Genomic DNA, 10,410 nt, shown 5'->3' with positions numbered 1-10,410 from the left:
CTGTAAATTTAAATGGTGAAATTCGATTTTTTATAGCCATTTGATTTTAAATGACCACCCAACATTTGATGGTGCCTTCTTTATACAGATTGTTGAGTCCCAAGAGCTAAAAGAAATGTTATCAGGCTGGAGAGTTCAAAATGATACGGCTTGGCACGATGATTATGTAATCTTTGCTGAAAGAAATGGAGATGTTCTTTTTTGTGATACCAAAAATATAACCTCTCCAGTTTATGGTAGTATCCAAAAAAGAAATTTCATCATTTCCAGTTCCTTAGCTGACTTTTTGGATTCTTTTTGTTCTGCCATTGAGATAGAACAAAGTAAATATGATGGTGATGTTACAGCTGATGATTTTAATTTTAGAGAGGACTTTCTGAAAGATATCGATTTAATGCTAAAAAACAAGCTAAAGGATGTTGAGGCAGAAGGCTTTAAGCAATTCTTTTTTGACTAGGTTAATAATAAAAACTAACACTTTTAGAACCCTCCTTGCTTCTGACAACATTTTTCGCTTAAATCCACTTTTATATAGGCAAGGAGGTCTCTTTTCGATTGATAATGAATAAAAATATGAAAAACGGTTTCGATAAATTTGATGAAAAAGTTACATCTCTTGTACAAAAAGGAAACGAGTTTCACGGCAACCAAAAATACGCCGAGGCTTTAGAGCAATACCAAAAAGCCTGGCAAGCTCTTCCTGGACCAAAGCTCGAATCTGAATTTGCCAACTGGATCTCTGCCTGCATGTACGGCGCATATTTTGATCTCGCGGATTACGCTGAGGCAAAGAAATGGGGAGAGACGACATTACGGACACGTGGATCGGATATAGACACTGCACCCTTAATCGATCTCGGCATGGTCTGTTATGAGTTGAATCAATTCGAGGAAGCGTATAAATATTTTAACGATGCTTATAACTACGGCAAAGAGCGTGCGTTTCAGGATAGACCTAAAAAATATCTAGAGTTCTATCTGCGCAAGAGGGGATAAGTTCGTTACGCTATAAAAAAATCCACGCCAAAGCGTGGATTTTTTTTCATTCAAAACCAATCAAACGTTAAACAGGAAGTTCATCACGTCGCCATCTTTAACGATGTAATCTTTCCCTTCCGCACGCATCTTGCCTGCTTCTTTCGCGCCTTGCTCACCCTTGTAGGTGATGAAGTCTTCAAACGCGATAGTCTGCGCACGAATAAAGCCTTTCTCGAAGTCGGTGTGGATCTTACCGGCCGCCTGAGGCGCAGTCGCACCCACAGGAATCGTCCACGCACGCACTTCCTTCACGCCAGCGGTGAAGTAGGTCTGCAGGTTCAGCAGCTCATAGCCTGCGCGGATCACGCGGTTCAGGCCCGGCTCTTCCAGACCCAGCTCGGCCATGAACTCTTCACGGTCGGCATCGTCCAGCTCGGCGATATCGGATTCAACGGCCGCGCACACGGCAACAACCACAGAACCTTCTGCCGCCGCGATTTCACGCACTTTGTCGAGGTACGGGTTGTTCTCGAAACCGTCTTCGTTAACGTTGGCGATGTACATGGTTGGCTTCAGGGTCAGGAAGCTCAGGTATTTGATCGCCGCCTTGTCTTCGTCAGTCAGGTTTTTCAGCGCGCGCAGCATGCCGGCGTTTTCCAGCTGTGGCAGACATTTTTCCAGCGCAGCCAGTTCCGCTTTCGCGTCCTTGTCACCGCCTTTGGCTTTCTTCTGCACGCGGTGAATTGCACGTTCGCAGGTGTCGAGGTCAGAGAGCGCCAGCTCGGTGTTGATGACGTCGATGTCGTCAGCCGGATCCACTTTGTTGTTGACGTGGATGATGTTGTCGTTCTCGAAGCAGCGCACAACGTGGCCGATCGCTTCGGTTTCACGAATGTTGGTCAGGAACTGGTTACCCAGACCTTCACCTTTGGATGCGCCTTTTACCAGGCCCGCGATGTCCACGAATTCCATGGTGGTTGGCAGAATGCGCTGCGGCTTCACGATTTCCGCGAGCTGGTCCAGACGCGGATCAGGCATTGGCACAACGCCGGTGTTCGGTTCGATGGTACAGAACGGGAAGTTCGCCGCTTCGATACCCGCTTTGGTAAGCGCGTTAAACAGGGTGGATTTGCCCACGTTTGGCAGACCGACGATACCGCATTTGAATCCCATTTCTAAATCACCTTAATATCTTGATAATCAATCCGTTAAGGATAACCGATTGATGAAAAGTAAATAACTACGCCTATTATACACGTAACCCGCATGACGCGCGGTAAAAAAGCCGTATTGGGCGGATTATTGCGCTTTGAAAGCGTGTAAGCGGTTTGTCGCTTTGGTTAAGCCGTCTTTCAGCCAGATTTCCGTGCAGCGCGCCGCTTCGTCTACCGCCTCGTCAATCAGTTTCTGTTCGGAAACCGGGGGCTTACCGAGCACGAAACCGACAACTTTGTTTTTATCGCCCGGATGGCCGATTCCCACGCGCAAACGGTGGAAATTCGGGTTATTGCCCAGCTTGCTGATGATGTCTTTAAGACCGTTGTGACCACCGTGCCCGCCGCCCAGCTTGAATTTTGCCACGCCAGGGGGAAGATCCAGCTCATCGTGGGCGACCAGAATTTCATCCGGATTAATGCGATAAAACGTTGCCATCGCCGCCACGGCTTTACCACTCAGATTCATAAACGTGGTGGGGACCAGCAGGCGAACATCCGCGCCAGCAAGGTTGATACGTGAGGTATACCCGAAGAATTTAGGTTCTTCACGCAGGGGAGCACGTAACCGCTCGGCCAGCAGATCGACGTACCATGCCCCGGCATTGTGGCGGGTAGCCGCATATTCTGCGCCCGGGTTGGCGAGGCCGACAATCAGTTTAATCGTCACGATTCAATTCCTAATGGGTTCCAGATCTGGCGCGTAGTTTACTGTCTGGCGCGCCGCTTGACAAAATTCTGCGATCGTCTCAGCGAAATACGAATAATTACTTACCTGAACAATTAGAATTTCAAGCTGTTCAACGTGTTATTTGTAAACTTTTGTCTGGGCGTTATCTGTAATTGTGATCATTCACGCAACTCATAAAAGGAGCGTTGTCTATACTTTACACACAAGGATTAGGGGCTTTTCCCCTGACAACCCAAAGTTCCGGAGGTGACACATGAAACGCAAAAACGCTTCGCTACTCGGTAACGTGCTGATGGGTTTGGGGCTGTTTGTGATGGTCGTCGGCGTAGGTTATTCCATATTAAACCAGCTGCCGCAGCTTGATCTTCCGCAATACTTCGCGCATGGCGCGGTACTGAGCATCTTCCTCGGTGCGGTATTGTGGCTCGCCGGCGCGCGCGTGAGCGGACATGAGGAAGTCTGCGATAAATACTGGTGGGTGCGCCACTACGACAAACGCTGCCGTCGAGATCAGCATAAGCACAGCTAGTGCCATGACGAAAGAATACCGAAACGACTCCCTGGGAGTCGTTTTTTTTTGCATCAAGGGTTGACCCTCACGTAACGTAAGGCGCCAGAGTGGCGGCACTGGCAAAGAAAAGGAGCAGTTATGTTGATTCAGGTGGGGGAACTGGCGAAACGGGCCGGTATCACCGTACGCACATTGCATCACTATGAGCAAACAGGAGTGTTGCTGCCTTCTGCCAGAAGCGCGGCAGGTTACCGGCTTTACAACCTGGCGGATGTCCAGCGTCTGCACATGATCCAGGCGCTGGCAAAAGCGGGGCTGGAACTTGCTGAAATCAGGGATTTTCTTGAACAGGAGTCGCTGTCGTTAACCGAGTTACTCGATGCGCAAATCACGCTGCTGGATAAACAGCTGCGCAGCATACATACGCTGCGCGACCGGCTGGTCGAACTGCGTAACGGGCTTCTCGACGATGCGACGCCGGACCTGGAATCCTGGCTACAGACTCTGGAGTTGATGAATATGTACGATCGCTGGTTTAGCAAAGAAGAGTTACAGCAGCTGCCGTTTGCGGTGCAGAAGGACGCGCTGTCGGCTATCTGGTCAGGGCTGGTGGCAGAGGCCAACGCGCTGCTGGAGCACCATATACCCGTTACGGACGAGAGGGCGAAGGACCTGGCGACGCGCTGGATGGAGCGCCTGGAGCAGGACACGGCGGGCAAACCGGAGTTTCTTACCCGGCTGAACGAGATGCACAGCGTAGAGCCACAGATGCAGGTGCAGACCGGCATCACGCCGGAGATGACGGATTACATTACGCGCGCGTTTGCGGAATCCAAGCTCAGCATATGGGAGAAGTACCTTACTCCCGAAGAGATGGCCTTTACGCGGAAGCACTACTTTGATCGCATGATGGAGTGGCCGCCGCTGGTGGCGAAGCTGCATCAGGCGCAGCGGGAAAATCTCGACCCCGCCTCTGACGATGCCCAAAAGCTTGCCGAAAACTGGCTGGCGCTGTTCCAGTCGTACGCGGGCACCAACCCGGAGACCCAGCAAAAGTTTCGCACGGCCATGCAGCAGGAGCCGCATCTGATGAAGGGAACCTGGATGACGCCTGCCGTGCTTGCATGGCTCCAGCAGGCGATCGGGGTGATGATGCAGAGACGTTTCTCTGCATCAGGCGGCTCACAGATCCGCTAACGCGGCTTCACGGTTAGGATAAAAGGCAAGGCGGCCAGGGATCGGCTGCACGCCCGCACGCGCCATGGTGCGCAGGGGCTGGAATTCGAGGTTACTCACCCGCAGCTCACAGCCTTCAGGCAGACGTTTCACAAAGCGCTGGAAGGCGTCCAGGCCGCCAGCATCCAGCACCGGTACGGCATCCCATTTTAGCACCACAACCCGTTTACCCGCGATGCGAGACTCCAGATCGCTGAACAGACCTTCCGCCGCGGCGAAGAACAGCGGGCCAATCACGCGCAGAACCAGCACATCGTCAGGCACCTCCACGTTAACCGGGGAGAGGCGCGTCATTTGCGCAATACGGCGCATAAACAGCAGGGAAGCCAGCACGATTCCGACGCTGATGGCGATAACCATATCGAACAGCACGGTCAGCGACATGCAGATCAGCATCACGATGATGTCGTCTTTCGGCGCCCGACGCAGCAGGTTTACCACCTTGTGCGCCTCACTCATGTTCCAGGCCACCATCAGCAGCAGGGCGGCCATGGCGGAAAGCGGTAGCCAGGAGAGCAGTGGGGCGAGGATCAGCAGGGCGAGGATCACCAGCAGGGAGTGGATAACTGCCGAAACGGGTGACGTTGCACCCGCGCGCACGTTGGCCGCAGAACGGGCGATGGCTGCCGTGGCGGTAATACCACCAAAGAACGGTGCGATGAGGTTCCCTAACCCCTGACCAACCAGCTCGCTGTTGGCTTTGTGCTTGGTGCCGGTCATCCCGTCCAGAACGACGGCGCAGAGCAGGGATTCAATCGCCCCCAGCATCGCCATCGAGAACGCGGCGGGAAGCAGGGCGCGCAGGGAATCCCAGCTTAAGGTAAAGCTGGATCCGGGCATATCCCACGGCAGCACCAGCTGCGGCAGCAGCTGCGGAATGCCGCTCCCCTGCGAACCGTCCGCCAGAACATAGTGGAACTGCGAGCCGATAGTGGCGACATGGCCGCCGAACATATTGACGACAGCCATCACCGCGCAGCCCAGCAGCAGCGCGGGAAGATGGCCGGGCAGACGGATACCCAGACGAGGCCAGACGATCAGTGTTCCGAGCGTCACAATCCCGATGGCGGCGTCGCCCAGGTTGGCCGTCGGAAGCGCCATAAACAGCGCACCCACTTTCTGTAAATAGTGCTCCGGAACATGGGGCATTTGCAGGCCGAGGAAATCCTTGATCTGCATGGTTCCGATGGTGATCCCAATCCCCGAGGTGAACCCCAGCGTGACGGAAAGGGGGATGTACTCAATCAGCCGCCCAAAGCGGGCCAGACCAAACAGAATCAAAAAGACGCCGGACATCAGGGTGGCGACCAGCAGGCCAGCCAGACCAAACTGCTGCGAAACGGGGTAGAGGATCACCACAAAGGCGGCGGTCGGGCCGGAGACGCTGAAGCGTGAGCCGCCGGTCAGAGCGATGACGATCCCGGCCACGGCCGAGGTGTACAGGCCGTACTGCGGCGCAACGCCGCTGCCAATCGCCAGCGCCATCGCCAGCGGGATGGCAATAATGCCGACGGTGATCCCGGCAATCAGGTCACGGATAAAACGTGACGAGGTGTACTTCTCTTTCCAGCAGGCGTCGATGAGGGCGCGAAAGGGCAGAACATGTGAGGAGGTTACGTTTTTCACAATTATCTATCATCCGTATGCGCATCATCTGTCATGTGAATGGCAGGTGAAGGAGGCATTAATCATACAAATAAAACCCAGAGACAAAAAAACCCGCCGCAGCGGGTTTTTCGGCCGTGTTCGATTAGTGTTCGAACATTGCAGAGATGGATTCTTCGTTGCTGATACGACGAATCGCTTCGGCCAGCATCCCGGACAGGGTCAGGGTACGCACGTTTGGCAGTGCCTTGATCTCGTCGCTCAGTGGGATGGTATCGCATACTACAACTTCGTCAATGACGGAGTTGCGCAGGTTGTTTACGGCATTGCCGGAGAAGATCGGGTGGGTCGCGTAAGCGAATACGCGCTTGGCACCACGCTCTTTCAGCGCTTCAGCCGCTTTACACAGCGTACCGCCGGTATCGATCATATCGTCAACCAGCACGCAGTCGCGGCCAGCCACGTCACCGATGATGTGCATCACCTGAGAAACGTTAGCGCGCGGACGACGTTTGTCGATGATCGCCATGTCGGTATCGTTCAGCAGCTTAGCGATAGCACGGGCACGTACCACGCCGCCGATGTCCGGAGAAACCACGATTGGGTTATCCAGGTTCAGCTGCAGCATGTCTTCCAGCAGGATTGGGCTGCCGAATACGTTATCAACCGGGACGTCGAAGAATCCCTGGATCTGCTCTGCGTGCAGGTCAACGGTCAGTACGCGGTCAACGCCAACGCTGGACAGGAAGTCAGCGACAACTTTCGCGGTAATTGGCACACGCGCGGAACGGACGCGACGGTCCTGGCGGGCATAGCCGAAGTAAGGGATTACAGCAGTGATACGGCCTGCGGAAGCGCGACGCAGGGCGTCGACCATAACAACCAGTTCCATCAGGTTGTCGTTCGTTGGAGCACAGGTGGACTGGATGATGAAAATATCACCACCGCGTACATTTTCGTTAATTTGTACGCTGACTTCGCCGTCGCTAAAGCGACCTACAGCGGCGTCGCCGAGGGAAGTGTACAGGCGGTTGGCAATACGTTGTGCTAGTTCCGGGGTGGCGTTACCAGCAAAAAGCTTCATATCAGGCACGAGAAGAACCTCAGGCATGCGTCCAGTGGTGGATAGCGTTCGCCGTAAACTGTGCGGGCCAGGCAAAGGCTATCCAGGCGGTGTATTAAAGAGCGCGATGCAACGTCTGGAACAGGGTGACGTTGTCACCGAAACTCAGTCTGCGCCAGAATGGCCTGCTGTAGGGGGGAAATGTTCATCCCACGCGCTACAAAACCATGCAGCCAAACCGGCGCTTGCTCAAGCACCTGACGAGCGGCGGATTCGGTGTCAAATTCAGCAAAGACACAGGCCCCTGTACCAGTCAGGCGCGACGGCGCGTATTCTAACAGCCAGGAAAGCACCGCATCAACCTCGCGAAAACGTTTTCTTGCGATATCCTCGCAATCGTTGCTGAATTCACAATTTAATAACGTTTCTATTGACCGAATCGGGGTATTTCTTTTCAGGTCAGGATCTTTAAAGATGACCGGGGTCGGAATGCTCACGCCGGGGTGAGCAACTAGATACCATTTTTCCGGCGGGTTGACCGGGGAGAGGATTTCACCCACGCCCTCAGCAAAGGCCGCATGACCGCGAACAAACACTGGGACATCCGCACCCAGCCTCAAGCCTAAGGCGGCCAGTTCGTCCTGCGACAGCCCGCAGCCCCAAAGGTGGTTCAGTGCAACCAGCACGGTAGCGGCGTTGGATGAGCCTCCGCCCAGGCCGCCGCCCATCGGCAGACGTTTCTCGATACGGATGTCCGCACCGCTTCCCGCAGGCAGACGACCCGATTCCGCAGCGGCGTTCATCAGCAGACGCGCGGCGCGCACAATCAGGTTGTCCTCATGCGCCACGCCGTCGACCGGCGTCAGGAGGCAAATCTGCCCGTCCTGGCGCAGTTCGATAGAAATTGTGTCGCCATAGTCAATAAACTGAAACAGCGTCTGCAGGGTGTGATAGCCGTCAGCGCGCTGGCCGGTAATGTATAAAAACAGATTCAGTTTTGCCGGAGAGGGCCAGTGGGTCATCATTTAACGATCCAGTTGTCCATTTTGAGCTTGATGCGCTGGCTGCCCTGGGTCAGTTCCATGTTGGATGGCAGCGACGGTTTACTCTTGATGTCATAGGCGCTGTACACCACTTTCCAGGTTTTGCCGTTCTGGGTGTAGTTCACCTGGCTCAGACGATACTGATCGTCAAGCGTGTAGTCGGTGGCGTCACCCGGCAGGCCAAGGATCCACTGGCGCAGGCTGTTCAGCGGGATAGGCATTCCGGTCAGCTTGCCAATCATCTCTTCGGCATCGGTTGCGGTGTAGTGCTGGCCTTTGTTATCGGTGATCTGCGCTTCGCCCGGTTTCGCGATAAGCTCCAGCTCGGTGCTGCCCAGCGGGTTCAGCAGCAGCAGGCGATAGTTGTCCTGCCCCGTTTGCTGCCAGAAGAAGCGGGCATAAACCTTTTGTTCGTCAGAGAGATAAGCGAAGGCGCCCCGCGTCTGGTACTGCTTCAAATTAAGGACGTCCTGCTGGTGCTGACGCCACTGCGGTGAATCAGGGCTTTTGCCCGGGCCTTTTGGTTGGGTGACGGTACACGCGGTCAGAACCAGTGCCGCCAGGGGCAGCAGGCGAATCAGTCGGGTCATAATGAGGACAAATCCTTGAGATACGTTGCAGTTATAACTGTTAATGCTAGCGTCGAAGGGGGCTACCGTCTACGTTCAAATTATCTCAAAGCGTTGTGTAACCTATTACTCCGAAAGGGGGCTGTCTCTTTTATTGATCTCGCGCATCCTGTATGATGCGTTCTGCTAACCTTATTAACGCTGGTACTACTCCCGCTCAACATGACCCTATTAGCACTCGGTATCAACCACAAAACAGCCCCGGTTTCGCTGCGAGAACGCGTAACGTTTTCGCCAGATACGCTCGACCTGGCGCTGGATAGCCTGCTTGCACAGCCGATGGTGCAGGGTGGCGTGGTGCTCTCGACGTGCAACCGTACCGAGCTCTACCTAAGCGTGGAAGAGCAGGACAACCTGCACGAAGCGCTGATCCGCTGGCTATGCGACTACCACAATCTCAATGAAGACGAGCTGCGCAACAGCCTGTACTGGCATCAGGACAATGATGCCGTCAGCCATCTGATGCGCGTGGCCAGCGGGCTGGATTCGCTGGTTCTGGGCGAGCCGCAAATTCTGGGTCAGGTGAAAAAAGCCTTTGCGGATTCGCAAAAAGGGCATCTGAAGGCCAGCGAGCTGGAGCGTATGTTCCAGAAGTCCTTCTCCGTGGCGAAGCGTGTGCGAACCGAAACCGACATTGGTGCCAGTGCGGTTTCTGTTGCTTTCGCGGCCTGCACCCTTGCACGCCAAATCTTTGAATCCCTTTCTACCGTCACCGTGATGCTGGTGGGCGCGGGCGAAACCATCGAACTTGTGGCGCGCCATCTGCGCGAGCATAAAGTGAAAAAGATGATTATCGCTAACCGCACCCGCGAACGCGCGCAGGTGCTGGCGGATGAAGTGGGGGCAGAGGTGGTTGCCCTGAGCGACATCGATGAACGCCTGAAAGAGGCGGACATTATTATCAGTTCGACCGCCAGCCCGCTGCCGATTATCGGCAAAGGGATGGTGGAGCGCGCGCTGAAGTCCCGCCGTAATCAGCCGATGCTGCTGGTGGATATTGCCGTCCCGCGCGATGTGGAGCCAGAAGTCGGCAAGCTGGCTAACGCCTATCTTTACAGCGTAGATGACCTGCAAAGCATCATTTCGCACAACCTCGCGCAGCGTAAAGCGGCGGCAGTGCAGGCGGAAACCATTGTCGAGCAGGAAACCAGTGAGTTTATGGCCTGGCTGCGCGCGCAAAGCGTCAGCGAGACCATCCGCGAGTACCGCGGGCAGGCGGAGCAGGTGCGTGATGACCTGACTGCCAAAGCGTTAGCGGCCCTGGAGCAGGGCGGCGACGCGCAGGCGATTATGCAGGATCTGGCGTGGAAACTGACCAACCGCCTGATCCATGCCCCAACCAAATCTCTTCAGCAGGCTGCCCGTGACGGGGATGATGAACGCCTGACTATTCTGCGCAACAGCCTCGGGCTGGAATAGCGCCCTATACCCATTTTCTAA

11 protein-coding genes are annotated in these 10,410 nt (G+C 54.7%); 5 read left to right on the top strand and 6 right to left on the bottom strand.

Annotated elements, in window-relative coordinates:
* The first annotated feature begins 115 nt into the window (after nt 1-115).
* The gene (locus PI91_RS26480; RefSeq protein ID WP_230469168.1) at nt 116-457 is read left to right on the top strand and encodes a hypothetical protein; all 342 of its coding nucleotides are present in this window, start codon (nt 116-118) and stop codon (nt 455-457) included.
* Nucleotides 458-573: 116 nt separating this feature from the next.
* Nucleotides 574-996 (top strand): hypothetical protein, encoded by a 423-nt coding sequence (locus PI91_RS15715; RefSeq protein ID WP_032638008.1) that lies wholly within the window; start codon nt 574-576, stop codon nt 994-996.
* 60 nt (nt 997-1,056) lie between these two features.
* Here PI91_RS15715 and ychF read toward each other — a convergent pair whose 3' ends face one another.
* On the bottom strand, nt 1,057-2,151 hold the full coding sequence (ychF, locus tag PI91_RS15710) for a redox-regulated ATPase YchF (protein ID WP_003856650.1): 1,095 nt from the start codon (nt 2,149-2,151) through the stop codon (nt 1,057-1,059).
* Nucleotides 2,152-2,277: 126 nt separating this feature from the next.
* Nucleotides 2,278-2,862: an aminoacyl-tRNA hydrolase gene (gene pth, locus PI91_RS15705; RefSeq protein WP_023336005.1), complete on the bottom strand. Its 585-nt coding sequence runs from the start codon at nt 2,860-2,862 to the stop codon at nt 2,278-2,280.
* A gap of 274 nt (nt 2,863-3,136) precedes the next feature.
* Between pth and ychH the strand changes: the two genes are divergently transcribed.
* Together ychH and PI91_RS15695 are read left to right on the top strand one after the other, a co-directional pair.
* A complete protein-coding gene (gene ychH, locus PI91_RS15700; protein ID WP_008499505.1) occupies nt 3,137-3,412 on the top strand; it encodes a stress-induced protein YchH in 276 nt (91 codons plus the stop codon).
* A 120-nt stretch (nt 3,413-3,532) separates the two neighbouring features.
* The gene (locus tag PI91_RS15695; protein ID WP_021240364.1) at nt 3,533-4,591 is read left to right on the top strand and encodes a MerR family transcriptional regulator; all 1,059 of its coding nucleotides are present in this window, start codon (nt 3,533-3,535) and stop codon (nt 4,589-4,591) included.
* On the opposite strand, the gene dauA is transcribed toward PI91_RS15695, so the two are convergent.
* The 4 genes from dauA to lolB form a co-directional block, all read right to left on the bottom strand.
* Entirely contained in the window at nt 4,577-6,256 is a 1,680-nt protein-coding gene (gene dauA / locus PI91_RS15690; protein ID WP_021240363.1) for a C4-dicarboxylic acid transporter DauA, read from the bottom strand. The genes PI91_RS15695 and dauA overlap by 15 nt on opposite strands.
* A gap of 124 nt (nt 6,257-6,380) precedes the next feature.
* The gene (prs, locus tag PI91_RS15685; protein ID WP_003856663.1) at nt 6,381-7,328 is read right to left on the bottom strand and encodes a ribose-phosphate diphosphokinase; all 948 of its coding nucleotides are present in this window, start codon (nt 7,326-7,328) and stop codon (nt 6,381-6,383) included.
* 125 nt (nt 7,329-7,453) lie between these two features.
* Entirely contained in the window at nt 7,454-8,323 is an 870-nt protein-coding gene (gene ispE / locus PI91_RS15680; RefSeq protein WP_008499510.1) for a 4-(cytidine 5'-diphospho)-2-C-methyl-D-erythritol kinase, read from the bottom strand.
* Nucleotides 8,320-8,931, bottom strand: coding sequence for a lipoprotein insertase outer membrane protein LolB (lolB, locus tag PI91_RS15675; protein WP_039266560.1), 612 nt, complete (start codon nt 8,929-8,931; stop codon nt 8,320-8,322). Before lolB ends, ispE begins: the two co-directional genes overlap by 4 nt.
* Before the next feature lie 201 nt (nt 8,932-9,132).
* On the opposite strand from lolB, the gene hemA reads away from it, so the two are divergent.
* Nucleotides 9,133-10,389, top strand: coding sequence for a glutamyl-tRNA reductase (gene hemA, locus PI91_RS15670; protein WP_008499512.1), 1,257 nt, complete (start codon nt 9,133-9,135; stop codon nt 10,387-10,389).
* Nucleotides 10,390-10,410: the final 21 nt, after the last annotated feature.

The organism is Enterobacter sp. FB (assembly GCF_000805795.1).
Taxonomy (GTDB): domain Bacteria; phylum Pseudomonadota; class Gammaproteobacteria; order Enterobacterales; family Enterobacteriaceae; genus Enterobacter; species Enterobacter roggenkampii.
The sequence above is the reverse complement of the archived record's forward strand: the minus strand, read 5'-3'. Positions and strand labels throughout refer to the sequence as shown.

Excerpts from the sequence above, each read along its gene's own strand:
- ychF (WP_003856650.1), bottom strand. The coding sequence starts at position 2,151 with ATGGGATTCAAATGCGGTATCGTCGGTCTGCCAAACGTGGGCAAATCC.
- ychH (WP_008499505.1), top strand. The coding sequence starts at position 3,137 with ATGAAACGCAAAAACGCTTCGCTACTCGGTAACGTGCTGATGGGTTTG.
- lolB (WP_039266560.1), bottom strand. The coding sequence starts at position 8,931 with ATGACCCGACTGATTCGCCTGCTGCCCCTGGCGGCACTGGTTCTGACC.
- PI91_RS15695 (WP_021240364.1), top strand. The coding sequence starts at position 3,533 with ATGTTGATTCAGGTGGGGGAACTGGCGAAACGGGCCGGTATCACCGTA.
- ispE (WP_008499510.1), bottom strand. The coding sequence starts at position 8,323 with ATGATGACCCACTGGCCCTCTCCGGCAAAACTGAATCTGTTTTTATAC.
- hemA (WP_008499512.1), top strand. The coding sequence starts at position 9,133 with ATGACCCTATTAGCACTCGGTATCAACCACAAAACAGCCCCGGTTTCG.
- PI91_RS15715 (WP_032638008.1), top strand. The coding sequence starts at position 574 with ATGAAAAACGGTTTCGATAAATTTGATGAAAAAGTTACATCTCTTGTA.
- PI91_RS26480 (WP_230469168.1), top strand. The coding sequence starts at position 116 with ATGTTATCAGGCTGGAGAGTTCAAAATGATACGGCTTGGCACGATGAT.